This is a genomic window from Piscinibacter sp. PDB1-1, assembly GCF_056675995.1.
Window position 1 is genome coordinate 1,934,944 of record NZ_JBWVZJ010000001.1, and the last position, 22,423, is coordinate 1,957,366.

The window sequence follows — 22,423 nt, forward strand, 5'->3', positions numbered from 1 at the left end:
AACGAGACCGGGAGCGGCCTCTTCCGTACGACGAAGCAAGGGGTGGTGAATCGACAGCGGGCGGATCGACGAGAAGAGAGTTGACGACACAAAGGCAATGCGCTGAGCGCCACGCCGCTCGCGTCAGTCTTCGGGCGTGTCGCGCCCCAGCTCGCCGCTCGACGCCAAGCGCGGCACCAGCGGCGCTTCGCTCATCGCCTCGCGCCAGGCCTTGCGCGGCAAGAAGGTACGCAGTTGCTCGATGGCCTTGTCGATCAGCTCGGAGTGCAGCTCGTGGCCGATGCCGGGCAGCACGTCGGCGGTGACATCGGCCCCCAGCGCGATCAGCCGCTTGGCCGAATCGACCGCGGGGGCGTAGGGGATGACGCTGTCACCCAGCCCGTGAAAGAAGTGCAGGGTGGTGTCCCTGGGCGCATGCACGGGGGGCTTGGCGTGGCGGCCCGAGAACGCCATCACGCGCCCGGCCAGCTCGGGCTCGGCCTGCACGGCTTCGAGCGACATGATGGCGCCCTGCGAGAAGCCGGCCAGCGCCGTGCGCTCCCAGGCCATGCCGAACTGGCTCTGCAGGGTGCGCACCATGCCCACGAAGCGCGGCAGCGCGCCCTGGACGCGCTCGGCACGGTTGTCGTCACCGATGCCGCGCACCGAGAACCACTGCCGGCCGCTGCCACCGGTGGGCACGGCGTCGAAGGCATCGGGCGCATCGACGCAGATCACCGCGGCCTGCGGGTACTCGCCCACCAGGCGCTGGGCCAGCGGGGTCATGTCGGCCGCACTCGCGCCCACGCCGTGGAACAGAAGGAACAACAGCTCGGGCGAGCCGGTGGCGGGCAGGTGGGCGAGTGCGGTGGCGGGCATCCGGGGTGCGTTCTGGTGCTGTGCTGTCAGCAGGGGTTGTTCGGCATCTTCGCCATGTTCTGCTGGATCTGCTCGACGGAGTAGTCGTGCTGGTGCGTGGCGATCGCCCACATGTGGCCGAACGGGTCCTTCACCTGGCTGTAGCGGTCGCCCCAGAACATGTCGGTGGGTGGCATCGTGCCCGTGCCGCCGGCGTCGACCGCGCGCTTGAACGCTGCGTCGACATCGGTCACGTACAGGTGCAGCGTCACCGACGTGCCCTTCAGGCTGTTCGGGCCGAGTGCGCCCATGTCGGGCCACTCGTCCGTCAGCATCAGCGCCGAATCGCCGATGCGCAGCAGCGCATGCATGATCCGGCCGTCCGGGCCGGGCAGGCGCGATTCTTCGACCGCGCCGAAGGCCGCCTTGTAGAAGTCGATGGCCTTGGCCGCGCCGCCGCACACCAGGTGCGGTGTCAGCACGTGCATGCCGTCGGGGATGGGCTTGGCAGGGGTCGTGGGCATGGCGTTCTCCAGGTTGGGGTGGTTGGATGGAACGACGCGGTGCCGGGCCAGGCCGGTGCCGCGCCTCCATCCCCTCGACGAACCAGGGGCTCGGGCTTCGACAGCGAAGCGGCTCAGTTCGTTGCGAAGCAGTACAGATAGCCCGCACCGCCGGTGGTCGCCAGGGCGCCCTGACCGCAGCCGCGCGTGGGGTGCGAGGAGTTCCACGACTTGGCCGCCGCCGAGTCATCGAGCCCGGTGCGGTCGGAGTGGCCGACGATGGCCGCGCCATCGGTGCTGCTCGTCCAGTTGCTGCAGGTCTGGGCGTCGGCCAGGCCGTCGGGGGTGGAGCCGGTCAGGATGTCGTGCTGATTGGGCGTGTCGCCGCGGCCCTTGACCACGTCGCCCTTCTCGGTGAGGGCGGTCTGTTTGGTGATCTTGTTGTTGGCGCTGTGCAGGTCGGCCACGCTCGTGGCGATGACCACGCCCTTGGCGTTTTGCCACGGGCCGGTGCCGATGCGGTCGCGGGCGTTGACGGTCGGGGCTTGCGATGTGGCGCGGGCGCTCAGGTACGCACGCCAGGTGCGGCCCGTCGGGCCCGCGGCGTCGGCGAGCGCCTGGCAATGGTTGTCGGCGCCGGCCAGCCCGCCGAAATCGGCCCCCTTGGCGTTGCCGGTGCTGGTGACGAAGAAGGTCATCGGGTTGCTGGGGGGCGACCCAGGCGCGGCGGGTGTCGAGGAGGACGACATGTTGCCGCAGGCCACGGCCCCGACGGCAACAACGGACAAGACGAGCGACAGGCGGAATCTGTTGTTCATGGGTTCTCCTGGGTGGTGAGGCCGGGAGGCGCGCGCAGCGCTGGCTCCCGGGGCCGAAGGGTACGCCGGCCGAGGCTGGTAGCCTAGGGGTCTGTTCGCACTGAATGAGCACCCGCGTGACTCATCAAAAGCCCGCCAACGAGGCGCAAAGCGCAGCTGTAGCACTTGCTACAGCGAGCATTTGCAACGACGAGGGCGGGCCTTTGATGAGATCACCCGAAGGGCCGGGCCATGGCGAGGCGCAGGGCGGCGTTGCGGGTTCGTTGTGTGCCAACGGCACACGGCCTCGCCCGCGCCTTGTCTGCACCTCGCCATGGCCCGGCGCGGGTGCTCATTCAGTGTGAACAGACCCCCAGGGCCTGTCGGCTTGGCGGGAAGCCTTCCCCCCGGTGCCGGCAGGCCCTCCGGGTCTCACGAGACCGCCCGCATGAACTTCACCCCGCTGGCCGCCACGGCGCTCGAAACGCACCGGTTGCGCGAGTTGTCCATCGACCCCGATGCGCACCCGCGCGGGCAGCCGCATGTCAGCGCCGCCAGCGGCCTGGTGTGCGCGCACGGGCGGGCCTACGTGGTCTCCGACGACGAACATCACCTCTCGGTTTTCAGCGACCTGCACACGCCGGGCAGCCTGCACCGCATCCTGCCGGGCGACCTGCCGAACGCCAAGCAGGCGCGCAAGCGGCTCAAGCCCGATCTCGAATCGCTCTTCTTCTGGCCGACGCCCCATGCGCTCGTCGCGCTGGGCTCCGGCTCACGCCCGAACCGGGACACCGCGGTGCTGATCAGCCTGCGTGCCGACGGCCAGCCCAAGCGCGTGCAGCGCTTCGACCTGAAGCCGATGTACGACCCGCTGCGCGCGCTGCTGGGCGAGATCAACATCGAAGGCGCGATGGTGCTGGCCGATGAATTGGTGCTGCTCAACCGAGGCGTGCATGCGCGCACCGAGAGCGCGGCCATCCACTACCGATTGGGTGAGTTACAGCAGATGGTCGAGGGGCGGCGGCACCGGGTCACGCCGCGATCGCTGCGGCCCTACCGCATCGGCATGGTCGATGGCGTGGAACTGGGCTTCACCGACGGCTGCCCGCTGCCGGGCGGTGGCTGGGTCTTCTGCGCGGCGGCCGAGAACACCGACGACAGCTATGCCGATGGCCTGTGCCACGGCGCCGCGGTGGGCGTGGTCGATGGCGCCGGCGCGATCGTCACGCTGCGCCCCCTGGCCACGCCGCTCAAGGTGGAAGGCATTGCCGCCCGCCAAAGCGAAGGGGCCATCGACATCTGCCTCGTGACAGATGCCGACGACCCCTTGCAAAGCTCGCAGTTGCTGCGGGCGCGGCTCTGAGCCGAACCCGCCGGGCCCGCGATCAGTACTTGTGGCGGATGCCGATGGCGTAGGTGTTGCCGTCTTCCAGGCCGGTGAAGCGGTCGTTCATGTACACCGCGTAGATGTCGGTGCGCTTGGACAGGTTGTAGTCGTAGCCGATCGTGCCCGTCTTGCTCTTGCGATCGAAGCTCGGGAACTCCGACGTGCCTTCGCCGTACTGCGCCAGGATCTTGCCGGCCCCGATGGGCACCGAGACGCCCGCGCCCCACACCGTGTACTTGGTGTCGGCAGCGGCATCGGTTTCCTGCACGCTGTACTGGCCGAAGAACTTGGCGAACTTGATGTCGAACGACGCGCCGATCTGCCAGGAGTCCTGCGCCTCGAAGCCTGCGGCCTGCACGGCCGGCGTGAACGCGCTCACGCCGTGCTCGACGTGCTGGTAGGCCACGGTGGCCGCGAACGGGCCGCCGAAGTACAGCACGTTGCCGCCATAGCTGGCGCCCGTGGTCCCCGGGTTGCCTTCACCCAGCGCACCTTGCAGGTTGAAGCTGAAGCCACCCCACTTCGGGCTGCTGTACAGGATGGAGTTGCTCCAGCCGGTGTCGCCCAGGAAGGCGAGCGATTGCGGGTGGTTGGTGCTCGGGGTCAGCACCTGGCGGATGGCCGGCGAGAAGCCGAACGAATCGCCAAAGGCATTGAAAAGCAGCGTGGAGACGAACATCTGGTTGGTGGTGCGGCCGAGCGAGGTCTGGCCGAAGTCACCGGCCAGGCCCACCCAGGCGGCGCGCGCCCAGAAGGTGTCGCCGTTGAAACGGCCGAAGTTGCCGTCGTCGGCGCGCAGGAAGCTCTCAATGGCGAACTTGGCCTTGATGCCGCCGCCGATTTCTTCGGTGCCGGCGAAGCCGAAGTAGCTGGTGGACATGCCGCCGCTTTGCGCCTTCTTGATCTCGGGCGCACCGGCGTCCTGGTACTGGCCGGCGCCCATGTCGAGCAGGCCATAGGCGGTGACGGACGATTGCGCCTGCGCGGCCGCCGAAAGGCCCAGTGCGGCGGCAGCGAGAGCTGCGGACTTGATGATTCGAGTCATGAGTGCATTACTCCAACGGTTGTGTGATGTTTGTGATCGTGTGGACAAAAGAGAGAACAAAAACCGCGCCAGCTTGTATGCAAGGTCCATACCCGCCTGGGTTTCCCTCGCACCAGCGGGTCGCCCTCGCCGACCCTTGCAGGGGCATTCCGCGATTCCCGGACAATCGGGGCACCAGATTGGAGACCCGCATGGACCTGAGCGTCAACGGCCAGACCCACAACCTCCCCGATGGCGAGGTGGACGCGAGCATGCCGCTACTCTGGGTACTGCGCGATGTATTGAACCTGACAGGCACCAAGTTTGGGTGCGGCGTCGCGGCCTGCGGTGCCTGCACGGTGCACGTGGATGGCCGCGCCACGCGCTCGTGCGTGGTCCCGCTGTCGCAGGTGCAAGGGAAGTCGGTGCGCACTATCGAGAGCCTCGGCACGGCCGACAAACCCCATCCGCTGCAGCGGGCCTGGGCCATGCACCAGGTGCCGCAGTGCGGCTACTGCCAGAGCGGCATGCTGATGGCGGCGGCCGAGCTGCTGGTGGCGCAACGCGAGCTGACCGACTTCGACATCGACAAGGCCATCACCAACATCTGCCGGTGCGGCACCTACCCGCGAATCCGCGAGGCCATCAAGACGGCCGCCCGCCTGCTGCACGGTGAGCCGGTCACGAACCGGGCCCTCGGGTGAAACGCCGCAGCCTGCTCCTGCTCGGCCTGGGTTCGGCCGGCGCGCTGCTGGTCGGCTGGGGGGTGATGCCGCCGCGCAGCCGCCTGGGTGGCGCCGACCGGCCGCCGCCCCCGAGCGGCCCCATCGGCCTGAACGGCTGGATCAAGATCACGCCCGACGGCCAGGTGCAGCTCGCGATGAACCGCAGCGAGATGGGCCAGGGCGTGCACACCGCGCTGGCCATGCTGGTGGCCGAAGAGCTCGACATTTCGCTCGCCAAGGTGATCCTGGTGCAGGCCGCACCCGATGCGATCTACGGCAACGTGGCGATGTTCGTCGGCAGCCTGCCGCTGCACCCGCACGACACCGAGCCCGGGCGCGAAAGCACCGGCGCGCGCACCGGCCGCTGGGTGGTGAGCAAGGTGGCACGCGAACTGGGCATCAGCGTGACCGGGGGTTCGTCGAGCGTCGCCGACGCCTGGGACGTGCTGCGACTGGCCGCCGCGACCGCGCGGGCGCAGCTGCTGGGCGCCGCCTCGCTGCAATGGAAGCTGCCGCGCGAGGACCTGAGCATCCGCGACGGTGTCGTGCACCACCACGACGGGGGCCAGCAGGCGCATTTCGGCGAGCTGGCGCGCAAGGCGGCCGCCACGCCGGTCAGCAATGTGCGCCCCAAGCCGCGCGAGAGCTGGCGACTGATCGGCACCGCCGCGCCCCGCATCGACCTGCGCGGCAAGTCCGACGGCAGCGCGCGCTTCGGCATCGACGTTCGCCTGCCCGGGCAGGTCTACGCCGCGGTGCGCCACAGCCCGATGCTGGGCGGCGCGCCGGGGCGTGTCGACAGCACGGCGGCGATGCAGCTGCCCGGCGTCGAACGCGTGGTGCACCTCGGCCCCTACGGCGGCTCGACCGCCGCCGTGGCCGTGATCGGCCGCAGCACCTGGCACGCCCAGCGCGGCGCGCAGGCGCTCGAGATCGAGTGGCGTGCGCCGCCCGCCGGTGCGGCCGACAGCCAGCGCATCGCCACCCAGCTCGAAGCCGCGGCGCGCCACGCCGCGGGCACCCTCGGGGGCTACGCCTTCCACGCGCAAGGCGATGTGAAAGCCATGTTCGATAGTGCCGCGCGGCGCATCGAAGCCGTGTACCACGCGCCCTACCTCGCCCATGCGGCCATGGAGCCCATCAACTGCACCGCGCAGGTGAAGGACGGCCGCGTCGACGTGTGGGTGCCGACCCAGGTGCCCGACATGGCGCGTGCCATGGCCGCTCGCGCGGCCGGCGTGCCGCTCGAGGCGGTCACGCTGCACGTGACCTACCTCGGCGGCGGGTTCGGCCGCCGACTGGAGGTGGATGCCATCGGCCAGGCCGTGCGCATCGCCGTGGAGACCAACGGGCGCCCGGTGCAACTGGTGTGGTCGCGCGAGGAAGACTTCACGCATGACTTCTACCGCCCCGCCGCGGCGGCCGTCATGCAAGCGAGCCTGGACGACAAGGGCACGCTCAGCGGCCTTGCGATCACCAGCGCAGGCGACGCCATCACGCCGCGCTGGATCGAGCGTGGCCTGCCGGCGCTGGCCGGCCCGGTCGACGCGCCCGACAAGACCGCGAGCGAGGGCCTCTTCGACCTGCCCTACGCCATCGCCCACCAGCGCATCGCGCACGTGGCCACGAAGAGCGGCGTGCCGGTGGGCTTCTGGCGCTCGGTCGGGCACTCGCACAACGCGTTCTTCAGCGAGAGTTTCATCGACGAACTGGCGCAGGAGTTGAAGCAGGACCCGGTCGCATTCCGCCTTTCGCTGCTCGGCGACATGCCGCGGCATGCCGCAGTGCTCAAGCTCGCCGCCCAGCAGGCCGGCTGGGGTACGACGCTGCCGCCAGCGCGCGCGCGCGGTGTGGCACTGCATGAGAGCTTCGGCAGCATCGTGGCCGAGGTGGCAGAGGTCTCGCTGATCGACGGCAAGCCGCGTGTTCACCGTGTGGTGTGCGCGGCCGACATCGGCACGGTCGTCAACCCGGGCATCGTGGCGCAGCAGATGGAAAGCGCGGTGATCTTCGGCCTGAGTGCGGCGCTGTACGGGCGCGTGGACATCGTGGGCGGGGTGGTGCAGCAGACCAACTTCCCGAACCACCAGGTGCTCAAGCTGGCGGAGTGCCCGCGCATCGAGACCCACCTGGTTGCGAGCAGCAACCCGCCGGGCGGCGTCGGCGAACCCGGTACGCCGCCTTTGGCACCCGCTCTGGCGAATGCCTTGTTTGCCTTGACGGGCAGGCGCGTTCGGGCCTTGCCTTTGCTCGCTGGCTGGGGGCCCGACACCGCCACCCGCTCGGCCTGAGCACCCCGCGGCCCCGCAACAGGCCTCAGAAGCGCGCGGTCACGCCACCGCGCGCAGCAAGGCCTGCCGCAGGCGGTGCACGTCGATCGGCTTCGTCAGGAAGTCGTTCATCCCCGCGGCCATCGCCTCTTCGCGCTCGGACACCAGCGCCGCGGCCGTCAGCGCAATGATCGGCAGCGACTCCTTGGTGTGCGTCGAGCGCAGCCGGCGCGCCGCTTCGTGACCGCTCAGGCGCGGCATCTGAACGTCCATCAGCACGGCGTCGAAAGGCTCACCCTGAGCTGCCGCGCGCTCGACGATGGCCACGGCCTCGGCGCCGTCGCGGGCCTGTGCCACGTCCATGCCCCACTGCTCGAGCATGGCCACGCCGATCATCATGTTGACGGGGTTGTCTTCCACCAGCAGCACGCGGTGCCCTGACAGTCGTTCGGCGTCGCGGGCTTCGCTGCTGGCGTCGACCACCGGCGCGGTGGCCTCGGGCAGGGGCAGGTCGGCCCAGAAGCGGCTGCCCTGGCCGGGGCTGCTGTGCATGCCCACCGCGCCGCCCATCAGCGTGGCCAGCTGCTTGCAGATCGACAAGCCAAGGCCGGTGCCGCCGTACTGCCGGGTGGTTGATTCGTCGGCCTGCGTGAAGGGCTGGAAGAGCCGGCTCTGCGTGGCCTCGTCGATGCCCGGCCCGCTGTCGATCACGCTGAAGCGCACGCCGTGCTCGCACGCGGGGTCGGGCGAGCGCGTGACTTCGATCTCCACCTGGCCGCGCTGCGTGAACTTGAGGCCGTTGGTGATGTAGTTGCTCAGGATCTGGCGCAGGCGCACCGGGTCGCCGCGCACGGTGGGCGGTACGTCGTCGGCGATGCGCAAGCTGAGGTCGAGCGAGCGCACCTGCGCGAGCGACAGGTAGGCGTGGTGTACCGCTTTCAGCAGGCCGTGCAGGTCGTATGGCACGGATTCGATGTTGAACTTGCCAGCTTCGATCTTCGAGAGGTCGAGGATGTCGCTGATGATCCCCGAGAGGCTTTGCGCGCTGTCGGCGATCTGCTCCAGGTAGCGCTGGCGGCGCGTGCTCGGCAGCGCCGGCTGAAGCGCGAGACGGGCGAGGCCGAGCAGGCCGTTGAGCGGCGTGCGGATCTCGTGGCTGGTGTTGGCCAGGAAGGCGCTCTTGGCACGGTTGGCCGCCTCGGCGGTATCGCGCGCCGCGGCGAGCGCCTGCTCGATGTGCCGGCGCTCGGTGATGTCTTCGGCGATCCAGATGGTGCCATCCATGCTCGGGTGCACAGGGTCGACCACCTGCGCGAGCAACCGGCACCAGAAGGGGCTGCCGTCGCGGCGCATCAGCTGGCGCTCCTGCTCGATCACCTGGCCGCGCGCCAGCAGAGGCCCGGCGGCTTCGGTGAAGGCGCGGTACTCCTCGTCGCTGGCCCACACCACGCGGCCGGACTGCCCGAGCAGCTCGCCCGGCTCCCAGCCGAGCATCTGCTCGAAGCGCGGGTTGGCCTGCATGAAGCGCTGGTCGCGCGTGAGCGCGATGCCGATCGATGCGTTCTTGAGGATGGCCTCGTGCTCCAGCCGCGCACGCTGCGACTCGGTCACGTCGCGGCCGTTGACCACCAGGTAGTCGCGCCCGTCCATCGAGAACATGCCGGCCGACATCAGAAGCGTGACGGGCCGGCCCGACTTGTGCACGAACAGCGTCTCGACCTCGTTCACGCCACCGCGTGCGCGCAACTCGGAGACCATCTTCAGCCGGTCGGCGCGGTCGTACCAGATGCCCAGGTCGAGCGCGCTTCGGCCCACCACCTCGGACGCGGCGTAGCCGAACATGCGCTCGAAGCTCACATTGACCATCACGTACACGCCGGTCTCCACGTCGCTGAGCGTGATGAAGTCGGGGCTGGTGGCGAACAGGTGCGACAGCATGGCCTGCGAGCTGCGTGCAGCGGCTTCGCTGGCGGCGAGCGCCTCGCGCGCCTGCACGTCGGCGGTCACGTCGCGCGACACCCCCCAGTAGCCGACGAAGTGGCCGCCTTCGTCGAAGCGCGGTCGCGCGCTCACGCTGAAATGCTGCGTGTGCCCGCTGGGGGATCGGTAGGTCACGCTCACGTCGCTGAACGGGCGGCGCTCCTCGAAGGCGATGCGACGGTCGGCATCGGAGAGGGGGTCGACCACGATCATGTCGGTGGCCTCCCACGGTCGCATGCCAATGCGGCCCTGCGCGATCAGGTTGACCCCCGCGCCCGGCTGGTTGCTGATGATCTGCGTGAAGCGCAGCTCGGCATCGAGTTCCCAGTACCAGTCGGCCGCGATCGACAACAGGCTGGCGAAGCGCTGCTCGCGCTCGTTCGACTCGGCCATCGAGCGCGCCAGCATGCGCGCGATCTGCGTGCCGGCGATCACCGCGGCCACCAGCAGCATGCCATGCAGCACCACCGTCAGCAGGTGCGGATTGCGCGGGACCGCCACGGCCCCCGGCAGCACCCCACGGCTCTCGGCCAGCGCGAGCGCCACGATGGCCAGGCCGCAGGCGAGGGCGAGCGCCGCGCCGGCACGCTGGCTGGTGAGCACAGTCACCAGGCACACCATCAGTGCGCAGAAGGCGAGGCTCATGCTGTGCACGCCTTCGCCAATGCCCACGGCGGTGAGGGTCGTCACGCCCACGCCGATCCAGCCGACGGTGAGCATCACGCGGTCGACCGGCGCGTGGCGCAGCATCAAAAAGCCACCGAAGAACGCCGCCGCCAGCAGCACGCAGCCCCACACGAGCAGGGCGTGCATGCCGGGCTGCAGGTTCAGCGAGGGGATGCCATAGAGCGCGGCCACGGCCAGCGACATGCCACAGCCCAGACCGAACAGACGCTTCGCGATGGACTGGTTCAAGCCCATGCGGTACGGGTAAGCGGCTGGCCCCGCAACATGCGGGTCGGGGATCTGTTTCATCAGTGCACCTGCGTGCAAAAAACGCAGGTGCTCAGTGTCGCGGGCCGCGGCGGGGGTCTGGGGTAGGCGTTTCCCGGGAAGCGCTCAAGCTGCGGAAGAAGACCGTGCGGCATTTAACGCCGCACGCGTTTGCAGCGCGGCCTGCCGGGCGGCGCTCGCGAAATCGCTTCCTGACGAGGCGTACAGCACCGCACGCGAGGAGCTCACCGCGATCGGCGCATCCGGCCGCCAGCCGGCCTTCACCGTGGCGTCGGCGTCACCGCCTTGCGCGCCGATGCCGGGGATCAGCAAGGGCAGCGTCGGCGCCAGTTCGCGCACCCGGGCGATCTCGCCCGGGAAGGTTGCGCCCACCACGAGGCCGAGCTGGCCAGTGGTGTTCCATGGGCCTTGCGCGAGCTTGGCAACGTGTTCGTAGAGCATGTCACCCGAGCCGAGCCGTTGGGCCTGCAGATCGGAGCCACCTGGGTTGGAGGTGCGGCACAGCAGGATCAGCCCGCGGTCGGTGTAGCGCAGCCAGGGCTCCAGCGAATCGAAGCCCATGAAGGGCGCGAGGGTGACCGCGTCGGCCTGGTAGCGCTCGAAGGCCTCGCGCGCGTACTGCTCGGCGGTTGCGCCGATGTCGCCGCGCTTGGCGTCGAGGATCACCGGCACGTTGGGCGCCACGCGCTTGATGTGCGCCATCAGCCGCTCGAGCTGGTCTTCGGCACGGTTGGCCGCAAAGTAGGCGATCTGCGGCTTGTAGGCGAGCACCAGGTCCTTGGTGGCGTCGACGATGGCCGAGCAGAAGTCGTAGATGCGGCTCGCGTCGCCCTTCCACGCGCCCGGGAACTTGCCCGGCTCGGGGTCGAGGCCGACGCACAGAAGCGAGTCGTTGTTGCGTTGGGCTTGCGCGAGCTGGTCGGTGAATTTCATCGCGCGTCAGCCGATGCGTTTGGCCAGCTGTGCGCCGATGCCGGTGTAGCTGCCCGGCGTCATCGCCAGCAGGCGCGTCTTCTCGGCTTCGGGAATCTCCAGCGTGCCGATGAATTCCTGGATGGCTTCGCGGGTGATGGTCTTGCCGCGCGTGAGTTCCTTGAGGCGCTCGTACGGGTTGGCCAGCTTGTAGCGGCGCATCACGGTCTGGATGGGTTCGGCCAGCACTTCCCAGGCGGCGTCGAGGTCGGCGGCGAGCGCGTCGCGGTTCACTTCGAGCTTGCCCAGGCCCCGCAGCAGGCTGTCGTAGCCGAGCACGGCATAGCCGAGCGCCACGCCCATGTTGCGCAGCACGGTGCTGTCGGTCAGGTCGCGCTGGAAGCGGCTGATGGGCAGCTTCTGGCTCAGGTGCGTGAGCAGCGCGTTGGCGAGGCCGAAGTTGCCTTCTGCGTTCTCGAAGTCGATCGGGTTGACCTTGTGCGGCATGGTGGACGAGCCGATCTCGCCCGCCTTGGTGCGCTGCTTGAAGTAGCCCAGGCTGATGTAGCCCCACACGTCACGCGACCAGTCGATCAGGATGGTGTTGGTTCGTGTGACCGCGTCGAACAGCTCGGCCATGTAGTCGTGCGGCTCGATCTGGATGGTGTACGGGTTGAACTCCAGGCCCAGCTGACCCTCGATCACCTTGCGGCTGAACGCCTCCCAATCGAACTCGGGGTAGGCCGAGAGGTGGGCGTTGTAGTTGCCGACGGCGCCGTTCATCTTGGCAAGCAGCTTCACGCCCGCGATGCGCTCGCGCGCGTTGGCCAGGCGGTACACCACGTTGGCGACCTCCTTGCCCACCGTGGTGGGGCTGGCCGTCTGGCCGTGCGTGCGCGCGAGCATGGGCACGTCGGCGAGGTCCTTCGACAAGGCCGAGAGGGTCTGGATGATCTTGTCGAGCGTAGGCAGCAGAACGTCCTGTCGTGCGGCCTTGAGCATCAGGCCGTGGCTGGTGTTGTTGATGTCTTCGCTGGTGCACGCGAAGTGCACGAACTCGCCGGCGGCCTTCAACTCGGCGCTGTTCTCGAAGCGGCTCTTGAGCCAGTACTCGACCGCCTTCACGTCGTGGTTGGTGGTCTTTTCGATGTCCTTGATGGCCTGTGCATCGGCCTCCGAGAAACGCGACACCAGCCCGCGCAACAGGCCGCGCCCTGCGCCGGTGAGCGGCTTGAACTCGGCAAAGCCGGCGTCCGACAGGGCGATGAACCACTCCACCTCGACCTGCACGCGCCGATGCATCAGCCCGAACTCGGACAGCAGGGGTCGCAGCGCCGCCACCTTGGGGGCGTAGCGGCCATCGAGCGGAGACAGGGCGGTGAGTGCAGAGAGGTTCATGCGTGGAGCGGCCAGCGGGCCGTTGTTCTTGGGGGGCGACGACGAAGTGGGTACGCCTCGGGCGGGCGCTTGCTGGGGGAGGGCGACAGCAGCCCGCGATTTTAGTCGCCCGGGTGGGGGCGGGCGGCGGCGCCCACGCCGGCGTCATGCGGACGTCACGTTGCCGTCACGGGGCTTACACAGAGCCCACGTCCAATCGCCGCGCCCCGCGCATCTCGCGCGGATCACCCCACTCATATGAACATGACCCACCCGAAGACCTGGGCCGCGATCGCAGCGGCCGCCCTGCTGATGTCTGCCTGCGGCGGCAGCGATGACGACACGCCCACCCCGCCCGCCAGCACCACGCCACTGGCCACACCCCCGCCCGAGACCTCGTCGCAAGCCAATGCACTGGGCAGCGTGGGCGTGGCGATCACCAAGTACGAGGTGCAGGCTGCCGCGGCGGACCACATCGCGTACGAAGGCAGCAACGCCACCATCCGCACCGAGTTCACGGGCGGCTTCCTGCCGGCCTACGGCTCGGGCCTGGCCTTCAAGAGCCGCGCCGCCGACGGCACGCTCGAGTTCTACGCCATCACCGACCGCGGCCCCAACGGCGACGGCCCGGTCGCCCCGGTGCCCGGTGCGGCCTCGGGCGTGACCAACATCAGCAAGGTGTTCCCGGCGCCCTCGTTCGCACCGAGCTTCGGCGTGATCCGCGTGGCAGGCATGACCGCCTCGCTGGTGTCGACCACAGCGCTGCGCCAGAACGCGCAGCAGAAGATCACCGGCCTGCCCCCGCAGGCGGGCGTGGGCTCGACCGGCGAGACGCCGCTCAACGACGCCTACACCTTCGACGCCGCCCGGGCCAACTACGACGCGAACGGGCTCGACCCCGAGTCGCTGGTGGTCGACAGCGCACGCGGCGTACTGTGGGCAAGCGATGAATACGGCCCCTTCATCGTCAAGATCAATACGGCCACCGGCGTCATCGAGAAGAAGTACGGGCCCGGCACCGGCGCGGCCGACCTGCCCGCGGTGCTGGCCAAGCGCCGCGTGAATCGCGGCATGGAGGGCCTGACGCTCGACACTGCCAGCGGCCGGCTGCATGGCTTCCTGCAAAGCCCGATCGACCCGAAAGATGCCGACGGCAAGTCGCTCAAGGCCCGCCCACCGGGTGGCAGCAACACCGATATCCGCCACATCGCGCGCTTTGCCCGCTGGCTGGAGTTCGACCCCGCCACCGAAACCTCCAAGCTCTACGCCTACCCGATCGATGGCAGCCAGTACGACCGCGATCGCACCGGCAACGCCAAGCTGGGAGACGTGGTGAGCCTGGGCAACGGCAAGTTCATCGTCATCGAGCAGGGCGCACGCAAGAGCGACGCCCGCGTATTCAACAAGCTGATGCTGGTGGAGATCCCGGCCAACGCGACCAACATCGCCGCGCAGGATCACAACCTCGAGATCAGCAGCATCACGCAGGCGGTCGCGGGCACGGCCGACTATTCGACCGTCGTCACGATGAAGAAGACCGAGTTGCTCGACCTCAACACCGCCGGCTGGGTGGCCGAAAAGGCCGAGGGCCTGACGCTGGTCGATGCCAACACGCTGGCACTCACCAACGACAACGACTTCGGCCTGCGCACCCAGCTCTTCGACGCCGCCGGCACCGCCGTGGCAGGCAGCATCGAAGACTGCACGGTCGACGCCCTGGGCGCGATCGTGTCAGGCTGCCCGGCCGGCGTGGTGTCGTCGCGCCTGGTGCGCGGCACCGATGCCGAACGCCCTTCGCGGCTGTGGTTGATCCGATTCGACCGCCGCTTGAGCGAGCTGGCCGTGCCGGCGCAGTAAGCACTTCCGCGCCGAGCGAACGCCTCCTTCGGGAGGCGTTTTTCGTGGCGAGCAGGACACGGCCGAAGCGTTTCAAATGATCTAGATCATTCAAGGTCTTCGTCACGAAGACGTCACGCCCGCTCACCAGAATCCCGCCCATCGTCTGGATGCGAGGAACGGCCATGGCCGATGTGGTGATCGATGTGGTGCAGCTGCGCAAGACCTTCGGCCGCAATGTCGCTCTGCGCGACGTGTCGCTGCAGGTCGAGCGCGGCCAGATGGTGGCGCTGCTGGGGGCCTCGGGCTCCGGCAAGTCGACGCTGCTGCGCCATCTCAACGGCTTGCATCGGGCCGATGCGGACAGCCACTCCGAGATCACCGTGCTCGGCAGCCGCGTGCAACGCAACGGCCGCCTGGGCGAGGGCATCCGCGCCACGCGCGCCAAGGTGGCGGTGATCTTTCAGCAATTCAACCTGGTCGAACGGCTGTCGGTGATGAACAACGTGCTCGCGGGCGCCCTGCACCGCCTGCCGCTGTGGCGCGGGCTGCTCGGTCGCTTCCCGCAAGGCGAGCTGCAACGGGCCTACGGCGCGCTGCAGCGCGTGGGCATCGAACGCTGCGCGTGGCAGCGCGCCTCGACGTTGTCGGGCGGCCAGCAGCAACGTGCGGCCATCTCGCGCGCGCTGGTGCAAGGCGCGCAGGTGATCCTGGCCGACGAGCCCATCGCCTCGCTCGACCCCGAATCCAGCCGCCGCGTGATGGAGTTGCTGGCCGAGGTCAACCGTGAGTTCGGCGTCACGGTGGTGGTCTCGCTGCACCAGGTCGACTACGCCTTCGCCTACTGCCCGCGCACCATCGCATTGCGGGCGGGCGAAGTCGTGCATGACGGCCCCACGCAGGAACTCACGCCCGACAGACTGCGCGAGCTCTACGGCACGCAGATCGACGAACTGCTGCCGCAGCGCGCGCTGGCGCCCGACGCCGGCGCCACGGCTGCCCATGCAGAAGGCCAGCCTTCGCCAGAACCCACCCCCGAAATCTCAACCGACGAACAACGCCTGGCCGCCTGAGGCGCGCCGGGCGTCGATCCGCTGACCCAGCCACCACCTCTTACGGAGTACCACCATGAACCGCAGACCCGTTCTTCTCATGCTCGCCACCACCGCCTCGCTGTGGCTCGGTGCCACGCAAGCGCAGCAGCCCACCGAACTGCAGATGGGCATCATCGCGACCGAATCGTCGAGCAACCTGAAGACCGCCTGGCAGCCTCTGCTCGAAGACATGCAAAAGGCCACCGGCATCAAGGTGACAGCCTTCTTCGCGCCCGACTACGCCGGCGTGATCGAAGCCATGCGCTTCAACAAGATCCAGCTCGCCTGGATGGGCAACAAGTCGGCCATGGAAGCGGTGGACCGCGCACAAGGCGAGGTGTTCGCCAAGGCCATCAACGCCGACGGCTCGCAGGGCTACTGGAGCCTGATGATCGTGCACAAGGACAGCCCGCTCAAGACGCTGGACGACGTGCTCAAGGCCCGCTCCGACCTCACGCTCGGCATGGGCGACACCAACTCCACCAGCGGCACGCTCGTGCCCGGTTTCTATGCCTGGGGCCAGAACAAGGTCGACCCGATCAAGGATTTCAAGCGCTCCATGCGTGCCAACCACGAGAGCAACATCCTCGCGGTGGCCAACAAGCAGATCGACGTGGCCACGGTGGCCAGCGACGGCGTCGAGCGCATGAAGATCAAGCAGCCCGAGAAGGCCGCCGAGCTGCGCGAAGTGTGGCGCTCGCCGCTGATCGCCAGCGACCCGATGGTGTGGCGCCGCGACCTGGATGCCGGCGCCAAGAAGAAGGTGCGCGAGTTTCTGGTGGGCTATGGCCGCGACGCGCGCGAGAAGGAGATCATGAAGAACCTCACCTGGTCGGGTTTCCTGCCTTCGGACAACAACCAGCTGAACCCGATCCGTCAGCTCGAACTCGCGCGCGAGCGCAGCAAGGTCGAAGCCGACGCCGCCATGTCGGCCGACGACAAGAGCAAGAAGCTGCAAGACATCGAGCAGCGCCAGGCCGAACTGGCCCGCCTGGTCGCGGTCGCCAAGTAAGCCGGCTTCCAACGCAAGGCTGCATCACCGTGTCGACCACCGCCACCACGCCGCTCGGCCTTCCCGCACCGATCGGCCGGATCGAGCCACCCCGCACGCCGCTCGTCGCCTACCTGGCGTGGGGCGTGCTGCTGGCGGTGCTGATCGGGAGCTGGAAGGGCGCCGACATGCGTCCGCTCGACCTCTTCCGCGACGCGGGCAACATGGCGCAGTACGCGGGCGGCTTCTTCCCGCCTGATTTCAGCGACTGGCGCCACTACCTGAGCGAGTTGATCGTCACGCTGCAGATCGCGGTCTGGGGCACGGCGCTCGCCATCTCCTGCTCGGTCCCGCTGGCGCTGCTGGCTGCCTCGAACATCACCCCGTGGTGGGTGCACCAGCCGGTGCGCCGTGTGCTCGACGCCTGCCGCGCCATCAACGAGATGCTGTTCGCACTGCTGTTCGTGGTGGCGGTCGGCCTCGGGCCCTTTGCGGGGGTGCTCGCCCTGTGGGTGCACACGACCGGCACGCTGGCCAAACTCTTCTCCGAGGCCGTCGAAGCCATCGACCCGCAGCCGGTCGAAGGCATCCGCGCGACCGGCGCCCACCCGCTCGCCGAGATCGCCTACGGCGTGATCCCGCAGGTGATCCCGCTGTGGATCTCGTTCGCGCTGTACCGCTTCGAGTCGAACGTGCGCTCGGCCTCGGTCGTGGGCATGGTGGGCGCGGGCGGCATCGGCATGGTGCTGTGGGATGTGATCCGCGGCTTCGAGTACGCACAGACGGCCGCCGTGCTGCTGATGCTGGTCGCGGCCGTCACGCTGATCGACATGGCCTCGTCGCGCCTGCGCAACCGGGTGATCTGAGGCTTGCGATGGCCAGCCTGTCGATTGCCGATATCGAGGCGCTCTTCGCGACGCACGGCGACGCGAGCTACGACGACAGCCGGCGCGAGCCGGTGACCGCCACGCAGCATGCGCTGCAATGCGCGCAGCTTGCCGAATGGGCCCATGCCGACGACGCGCTGGTGGCCGCGGCCCTGCTGCACGACATCGGCCACTTCCTTGCGCCGATCGAGGGCAACACCTGCGACGATCGCCACGACGACCGCCACGAGGTGATCGCGTTGCCGCGCCTGGCAGGCAGCTTCGACGCGCGGGTGCTGGAGCCGATCCGCCTGCACGTGGCGGCCAAGCGCTACCTGGTGGCCACCGATGCGGCGTACCTCGCCGGGCTGTCACCGGCGTCGGTGCATTCACTCGCCCTGCAGGGCGGGCCGATGACCGGCGATGAGCTCACGCAGTTCGAATCCACGCCTTACGCGATGGATGCGGTGCAGCTGCGCCGCTGGGACGACCTCGCCAAGACACCCGGCCAAGCCACCCCGTCGCTGGGCTACTACATGGCCCTGCTCGACGACCTGCAGCGCGCCGACGCAGACCGGCAGAAGCTGGGCATCGGCCCGACCACGATCTGACGCGTCGGCGTCATGGGCTCACACGCCTCGAGCGACGCGGCTGAAGCGCATGGTCCAGTTGGTTTCCCAACTCGCGCCGCCATCTGGCGAGAAGGCCTGCTCCCAGCGCGGGTCTTCGCCAGGCGTGGCGATCCAGGTGAAGCGCACCCGGATCGGGCGGCCCTCCAGTGCGTCGTCCGCATAGAACAAGCCGGTGCTGCCCTCGAAGCGCCCGACCACGGGCTTGTCGATCTGAGTGGGGTTGCGCCCATCGAGCCACCAGATGGACCAGGCTCGGTGGCTCGGGTCGTAAGCGCGCATCGCGATTGCGCGGAACGCGCCGCCCGGGTGGTCCAGCAGGTTGTCTTCGAGGTTGCCGAAGCCACCGAGCGTCATGTGCGTGGACGAGCGCCCAGTGAACTCCGTCCACTCGGTGCAGCCGACCAGGCGTGCGTTCAATCGACGGTGCGTGACGGTCCAGTCGCCGATGATGAAGTCGAAATCAGTGGGCGCGTTCGAGTCGGGCGGGAGAGCCATCGGTCTGCTTTCGTGGGGGCCGGAGGATGAGTCGGCGGCGGTTGAGCCCACTCACGGAATGTGCTGTGCTCCCGGCGGCGGGGTCACCCAGCCATGCATGCGGTCCTCGTAGACCGAAACCGTGGGCGGCGGGAAGCCCGGGTCGGCGAAGGCGCCCACGGGGATTGCCAGAAATTCGTCCAGCCCTTCGGGCTCGTAGTAGACGGTGGCGCCGCACGCCGGGCAGAAGTGAAAGGTGATGCGCGAACCTTCATCACCCACGCGCACGTAGGCGGTCGAGTCGCCCGCCAGCGAGACCTGGCCCCGGCCAAACCTCGCCTGCTGGCCGAACACGCTGCCAGTGCGGCGTTGGCAGGCCAGGCAGTGGCAGATCGAGACCCGAACCGGGTCACCCACCACGCGGGCCCTGAGCTGGCCGCAACTGCAGGAGGCGAGGCGTTCTGTCATGGCGCGTGCTCCCGCGTCTGCTGAGATCAGGCGGCGCCGCCGGCCCGGCCCGTCACTCCGGCGTCTTGCGCTTGGGCGGGGCCTTGCGGCCCGCCGCTTCGGGGCGGGTGGTCTCGCCGGGTGCCAGGGTGAACAGCTTGGCCGCGCGGCCCTTGAGTTCGAGCAGTTCGTTCGGCGTGACCGAATAGGCGCCGGTGGCCAGGTTGACCTGCACGCCGAACTCGACTTCCTTCTTGCCATTGGAAAGCGCGCCGCTCGTGAACTCGTAGTCGTCGCGCTCGGCCGGCAGGCCCTGCAGCGAGGCGTCGTAGTCGTCGTACTCGACCTGGCGGATCTCGCCGCTGGCCAGGTCGAGCAGGCCGGTCGCGGTGATGACGGAGTCGCTCAACTCGTCGGTGAGGGTGATCGGCAGTTGCAGGTCCAAGGTGGTCTTCCGTCGAGGGTGGCGTGGGCAGAGGGCGGATTCTAGGAGCGCGGCGTGCCCAGCGGCACACCCCCACGACGCGTTCGCGGTCGAGCGTTGGCCGTGAGAACATCCCGGCCACCCCGCGCGCCCGCCCGTCGCACCTACACATGAACCCCGCCGAGTCCACGCTTCGCACCCGCTCCCCGTCGTTCGGTCGGTCCCTGTGCGCATTGCTGCTGCTCACCCTGCTCGCATCATGGTTCGCGCCCAGCGTGCAGGCCCAGACCCCGGTGCCCGCCGAGGCGGCCGCCGACCCCGATCGCCCGAAGCCGGGCCCGGTGACGCCGATCCCGATTGCCGACATCCTCACCCACGCCGACGAAGACCAGCGTGTCATCGAGCGCGCAACGCGCAAGGCCCTGGAGCCGAACCCCAGCGGCCCGCTGAGCGAGACGCTGGCCGACATCACGCGGTCGGTGAACGAGAAGCGCGGCGACTTCAATACCGAGGAGCTGCGCAGCCTGCCGGTCATGCGACTGGAGAGCCTCGACCGGCATTGGCGCTTCGACCTGCGTCGCTTCGAGCGCTGGCAGGAAGACATGCGCCAGGCCTTGTTGCCGTATTCCGACCTGGCGGCCGACCTCGCACGCCGCCGCGCCGAGTGGGACGCCACGCGCGCCTCCATGAGCCTCGAAGGCGTGCCGGCCGCACTGGTCCAGCGCATCGACGGCATCCTGATCGAGATCGGGGCAGCCGAGGGGAAGCTCTCCGAGCCGATGTCGCAGCTGATCGACCTCGGCAGGCGCGGCAACGCAACCAACGCCCGCATCCAGGCAGGCCGCAACGATGTGGCGGCGGCGATCGAGAACGTGGACCGGCGGCTGATCAGGATGGATGCTCCGGCGCTGTGGAACGTGCCGCTCGCGCGCGCCTTCGGAGAAGACTCGGTGCAGACCCTTCAACAGGGCATCGAAGTGGAAGGCCGCTTTGCACGCGACTACAGCAACACGATGCTGGTGCGCGGCCTGCGCGTGCTGATGCTCCTGCTGCTTCCGTTCTTGCTGTGGCTCGCGTGGTCGCACAAGCGCAACCCGGTGCCCGGCGAAGACGAGAACACGCAACAGGTGCTCAGCCGGCCCATCTCGTCGTGGTTGCTGTTGTCCACGCTCTTGACGATGGGCCTGGAGACAGACGCGCCGCTGTTCGTGGCCGAGCTGGCCATGCTGATCGCCCTCGTCCCCTTGCTGCGCCTGCTGCCTCGCGAGGTGTTGCGCGCACTGGGTGCGTGGCCCTACGTGGCCATCGGACTGTTCGCGCTGGACCGCGCGGGCGTGGTGTTCATGGCCAACAGCTATCTGTACCGCCTCTACCAACTCGGCCTCGCGGGCATCGGCGTGGCACTCACGGGCTGGCTGCTGTGGAGGGGGTACAAGCGTGAGCGCGATGCCCTCGCGGCGGTGGCGAACGAGCCAGGCGCGGCGGCCACGCCGAGCGGCGGCGCAAGCACTGCGGCGTCGGTGGCCGCAGCCATCGCGAGCGACACCGGCCTGCGCCTGCGCGACTGGGTGCGTGGCGTCAGCTGGATCTGGGTGGGCGTGCTCGCCATCTCGATCGTGCTGAACCTGGTCGGCAACGTGTCGCTGGCCGAAACACTGAACGCCGGCCTGATCGACAGTGGCTACATCGGGCTGCTGGTCTATGCCGGCGCCACGGTGTGCATCGCATTGCTGCGTGCCCTGCTGGCCCAGCCGGCGGTTCTGAAGCTGCGTTTCGCAAAGGCCAATGCGCAGAGCATCGAGCGCCTGCTGTCGCGGGGCTTCATCCTGGCCGCGCTGGTCGCGTGGTCCATCTACACGATGCAGTCGTTCCGCGTGCTGAGGCCGTTCATGGCGGCGCTCACCGAACTGCTCGGCAAGCGCTACGAGATCGGCGAGTTGTCGATCAGCCTGGGCAACGTGCTGATCTTCGCGCTGTCGGTGGTGCTGGCCATGTGGGCCGCACGCCTGATCCAGGTGCTGCTGCGCGACGAAGTCCTCGCCCGCATGTCGCTCCCGCGCGGCGTGAGCAACAGTGTGTCGTCGCTCACCTACTACGCCGTTCTGGTGCTGGGCTTCCTGGTGGCGCTGTCGGCGGCGGGCTTCAAGGTGAGCCAGCTGGCCCTGGTGTTCGGCGCGCTCGGCGTGGGCATCGGCTTCGGGCTGCAGAACGTGGTCAACAACTTCGTCTCGGGCTTCGTGCTGATGTTCGAGCGGCCCATTCAACCGGGTGATGTGATCGACATCGCCGGCGTATCGGGCGAAGTGCGCGAGATCCGCATGCGCGCCACCATCATCCGCACTTTCGACGGCGCGGACGTGATCGTGCCCAACGGCTCGCTGCTGTCGGGCAACCTCGTCAACTGGACGCTGATGGACCAGAGCCGCCGCTTCGAGATCGCGGTGGGCGTGGCCTACGAGTCCGACCCGGCCCAGGTGATCTCGCTCCTGACCGACGTGGCCCGCGAGACACCGGGCGTCGCCACGCGGCCCGCGCCCTATGCCTTGATGCGTGACTTCGGCCCGAGCGCCCTGCAGTTCGCGGTGCGTGCCTGGACCTACGACGCCGACAACTGGCTCATGATCCGCAGTGACATGGTCACGCGCATCCTGGCCGCGCTGCGCGCCGCGGGCATCGAAGTGCCCTTCCCGCAGACCGATTTGCACCTGCGCACCGTCACCGAGGCTGCCGGCAACACACTGCACCCGGCAACGGCGGCCGGCGCGACGCCCACCGGAGTCGCGGCCGCGGCGCAGGCACCTGCCGTGCCCATGCAGCCCGTGGCAGTACCCCCCACGCAGCCGCGCTGAAGCGGGCCGGGCGCTTGCGTCCGCTTCACCGTCGCACACCCTCT

The 22,423-nt window shown here is 68.9% G+C and carries 19 protein-coding genes; 9 read left to right on the forward strand and 10 right to left on the reverse strand.

The genetic code is table 11. The features are described from left to right. Positions 1-123: 123 nt before the first annotated feature. The 3 genes from ypfH to AC1KAR_RS09020 all read right to left on the reverse strand — a co-directional run bounded on the left by ypfH (position 124) and on the right by AC1KAR_RS09020 (position 2,158). Positions 124-858, reverse strand: coding sequence for an esterase (gene ypfH / locus AC1KAR_RS09010; RefSeq protein WP_480316638.1), 735 nt, complete (start codon positions 856-858; stop codon positions 124-126). Between the two features lie 26 nt (positions 859-884). Next, positions 885-1,361 (reverse strand): VOC family protein, encoded by a 477-nt coding sequence (locus AC1KAR_RS09015; protein ID WP_480316640.1) that lies wholly within the window; start codon positions 1,359-1,361, stop codon positions 885-887. A gap of 113 nt (positions 1,362-1,474) precedes the next feature. Further along, positions 1,475-2,158 (reverse strand): hypothetical protein, encoded by a 684-nt coding sequence (locus tag AC1KAR_RS09020; RefSeq protein WP_480316642.1) that lies wholly within the window; start codon positions 2,156-2,158, stop codon positions 1,475-1,477. A 427-nt stretch (positions 2,159-2,585) separates the two neighbouring features. Here AC1KAR_RS09020 and AC1KAR_RS09025 point away from each other — a divergent pair, with 427 nt between their 5' ends. Then, positions 2,586-3,500, forward strand: a complete 915-nt coding sequence (locus AC1KAR_RS09025; RefSeq protein ID WP_480316644.1) for a DUF6929 family protein — start codon at positions 2,586-2,588, stop codon at positions 3,498-3,500. Positions 3,501-3,522: 22 nt separating this feature from the next. Here AC1KAR_RS09025 and AC1KAR_RS09030 read toward each other — a convergent pair whose 3' ends face one another. Beyond that, positions 3,523-4,569 (reverse strand): porin, encoded by a 1,047-nt coding sequence (locus AC1KAR_RS09030; protein ID WP_480316646.1) that lies wholly within the window; start codon positions 4,567-4,569, stop codon positions 3,523-3,525. Between the two features lie 191 nt (positions 4,570-4,760). Between AC1KAR_RS09030 and AC1KAR_RS09035 the strand changes: the two genes are divergently transcribed. Continuing rightward, positions 4,761-5,252, forward strand: a complete 492-nt coding sequence (locus AC1KAR_RS09035; protein ID WP_480316648.1) for a (2Fe-2S)-binding protein — start codon at positions 4,761-4,763, stop codon at positions 5,250-5,252. Next, positions 5,249-7,564, forward strand: a complete 2,316-nt coding sequence (locus AC1KAR_RS09040) for a xanthine dehydrogenase family protein molybdopterin-binding subunit (protein WP_480316650.1) — start codon at positions 5,249-5,251, stop codon at positions 7,562-7,564. The genes AC1KAR_RS09035 and AC1KAR_RS09040 overlap by 4 nt, the downstream gene beginning before the upstream one ends. 39 nt (positions 7,565-7,603) lie before the next feature. Here the strand turns inward: AC1KAR_RS09040 and AC1KAR_RS09045 are convergent, their stop codons facing one another. From AC1KAR_RS09045 to purB, 3 genes are all read right to left on the reverse strand, one after another. Beyond that, positions 7,604-10,498, reverse strand: a complete 2,895-nt coding sequence (locus AC1KAR_RS09045; RefSeq protein WP_480316652.1) for a PAS domain-containing hybrid sensor histidine kinase/response regulator — start codon at positions 10,496-10,498, stop codon at positions 7,604-7,606. Between the two features lie 84 nt (positions 10,499-10,582). Further along, entirely contained in the window at positions 10,583-11,410 is an 828-nt protein-coding gene (gene pyrF / locus AC1KAR_RS09050; protein WP_480316654.1) for an orotidine-5'-phosphate decarboxylase, read from the reverse strand. A gap of 6 nt (positions 11,411-11,416) precedes the next feature. After that, on the reverse strand, positions 11,417-12,787 hold the full coding sequence (gene purB / locus AC1KAR_RS09055) for an adenylosuccinate lyase (protein ID WP_480316656.1): 1,371 nt from the start codon (positions 12,785-12,787) through the stop codon (positions 11,417-11,419). Positions 12,788-13,030: 243 nt separating this feature from the next. On the opposite strand from purB, the gene AC1KAR_RS09060 reads away from it, so the two are divergent. The 5 genes from AC1KAR_RS09060 to AC1KAR_RS09080 all read left to right on the forward strand — a co-directional run bounded on the left by AC1KAR_RS09060 (position 13,031) and on the right by AC1KAR_RS09080 (position 18,164). Then, positions 13,031-14,623 carry an esterase-like activity of phytase family protein gene (locus AC1KAR_RS09060; RefSeq protein ID WP_480316658.1) on the forward strand — a complete coding sequence of 531 codons (1,593 nt, stop codon included), beginning with the start codon at positions 13,031-13,033 and terminating at the stop codon, positions 14,621-14,623. A gap of 164 nt (positions 14,624-14,787) precedes the next feature. Further along, complete coding sequence (phnC, locus tag AC1KAR_RS09065; RefSeq protein ID WP_480316660.1) at positions 14,788-15,675, forward strand: phosphonate ABC transporter ATP-binding protein; 888 nt, start codon at positions 14,788-14,790, stop codon at positions 15,673-15,675. Between the two features lie 55 nt (positions 15,676-15,730). After that, positions 15,731-16,708 (forward strand): phosphonate ABC transporter substrate-binding protein, encoded by a 978-nt coding sequence (phnD, locus tag AC1KAR_RS09070; protein ID WP_480316662.1) that lies wholly within the window; start codon positions 15,731-15,733, stop codon positions 16,706-16,708. 71 nt (positions 16,709-16,779) lie between these two features. Further along, complete coding sequence (phnE, locus tag AC1KAR_RS09075) at positions 16,780-17,553, forward strand: phosphonate ABC transporter, permease protein PhnE (RefSeq protein ID WP_480317811.1); 774 nt, start codon at positions 16,780-16,782, stop codon at positions 17,551-17,553. Positions 17,554-17,561: 8 nt separating this feature from the next. Continuing rightward, positions 17,562-18,164, forward strand: coding sequence for an HD domain-containing protein (locus AC1KAR_RS09080; RefSeq protein ID WP_480316663.1), 603 nt, complete (start codon positions 17,562-17,564; stop codon positions 18,162-18,164). A gap of 18 nt (positions 18,165-18,182) precedes the next feature. Here the strand turns inward: AC1KAR_RS09080 and AC1KAR_RS09085 are convergent, their stop codons facing one another. The 3 genes from AC1KAR_RS09085 to AC1KAR_RS09095 are packed head-to-tail and all read right to left on the reverse strand — an operon-like array spanning position 18,183 to position 19,551. Continuing rightward, positions 18,183-18,680, reverse strand: coding sequence for a DUF1579 domain-containing protein (locus AC1KAR_RS09085; protein WP_480316665.1), 498 nt, complete (start codon positions 18,678-18,680; stop codon positions 18,183-18,185). A gap of 51 nt (positions 18,681-18,731) precedes the next feature. Next, positions 18,732-19,127 (reverse strand): GFA family protein, encoded by a 396-nt coding sequence (locus AC1KAR_RS09090; protein WP_480316667.1) that lies wholly within the window; start codon positions 19,125-19,127, stop codon positions 18,732-18,734. A gap of 52 nt (positions 19,128-19,179) precedes the next feature. After that, positions 19,180-19,551, reverse strand: coding sequence for a hypothetical protein (locus AC1KAR_RS09095; protein ID WP_480316669.1), 372 nt, complete (start codon positions 19,549-19,551; stop codon positions 19,180-19,182). Positions 19,552-19,700: 149 nt separating this feature from the next. On the opposite strand from AC1KAR_RS09095, the gene AC1KAR_RS09100 reads away from it, so the two are divergent. Continuing rightward, complete coding sequence (locus AC1KAR_RS09100; RefSeq protein WP_480316671.1) at positions 19,701-22,379, forward strand: mechanosensitive ion channel family protein; 2,679 nt, start codon at positions 19,701-19,703, stop codon at positions 22,377-22,379. Positions 22,380-22,423: the final 44 nt, after the last annotated feature.

Excerpts from the sequence above, each read along its gene's own strand:
- AC1KAR_RS09060 (WP_480316658.1), top strand. The coding sequence starts at position 13,031 with ATGACCCACCCGAAGACCTGGGCCGCGATCGCAGCGGCCGCCCTGCTG.
- AC1KAR_RS09030 (WP_480316646.1), bottom strand. The coding sequence starts at position 4,569 with ATGACTCGAATCATCAAGTCCGCAGCTCTCGCTGCCGCCGCACTGGGC.
- AC1KAR_RS09080 (WP_480316663.1), top strand. The coding sequence starts at position 17,562 with ATGGCCAGCCTGTCGATTGCCGATATCGAGGCGCTCTTCGCGACGCAC.
- AC1KAR_RS09025 (WP_480316644.1), top strand. The coding sequence starts at position 2,586 with ATGAACTTCACCCCGCTGGCCGCCACGGCGCTCGAAACGCACCGGTTG.
- pyrF (WP_480316654.1), bottom strand. The coding sequence starts at position 11,410 with ATGAAATTCACCGACCAGCTCGCGCAAGCCCAACGCAACAACGACTCG.
- purB (WP_480316656.1), bottom strand. The coding sequence starts at position 12,787 with ATGAACCTCTCTGCACTCACCGCCCTGTCTCCGCTCGATGGCCGCTAC.
- AC1KAR_RS09035 (WP_480316648.1), top strand. The coding sequence starts at position 4,761 with ATGGACCTGAGCGTCAACGGCCAGACCCACAACCTCCCCGATGGCGAG.
- AC1KAR_RS09020 (WP_480316642.1), bottom strand. The coding sequence starts at position 2,158 with ATGAACAACAGATTCCGCCTGTCGCTCGTCTTGTCCGTTGTTGCCGTC.
- AC1KAR_RS09015 (WP_480316640.1), bottom strand. The coding sequence starts at position 1,361 with ATGCCCACGACCCCTGCCAAGCCCATCCCCGACGGCATGCACGTGCTG.
- phnD (WP_480316662.1), top strand. The coding sequence starts at position 15,731 with ATGAACCGCAGACCCGTTCTTCTCATGCTCGCCACCACCGCCTCGCTG.
- ypfH (WP_480316638.1), bottom strand. The coding sequence starts at position 858 with ATGCCCGCCACCGCACTCGCCCACCTGCCCGCCACCGGCTCGCCCGAG.
- AC1KAR_RS09085 (WP_480316665.1), bottom strand. The coding sequence starts at position 18,680 with ATGGCTCTCCCGCCCGACTCGAACGCGCCCACTGATTTCGACTTCATC.
- phnC (WP_480316660.1), top strand. The coding sequence starts at position 14,788 with ATGGCCGATGTGGTGATCGATGTGGTGCAGCTGCGCAAGACCTTCGGC.
- AC1KAR_RS09045 (WP_480316652.1), bottom strand. The coding sequence starts at position 10,498 with ATGAAACAGATCCCCGACCCGCATGTTGCGGGGCCAGCCGCTTACCCG.
- AC1KAR_RS09100 (WP_480316671.1), top strand. The coding sequence starts at position 19,701 with ATGAACCCCGCCGAGTCCACGCTTCGCACCCGCTCCCCGTCGTTCGGT.
- AC1KAR_RS09090 (WP_480316667.1), bottom strand. The coding sequence starts at position 19,127 with ATGACAGAACGCCTCGCCTCCTGCAGTTGCGGCCAGCTCAGGGCCCGC.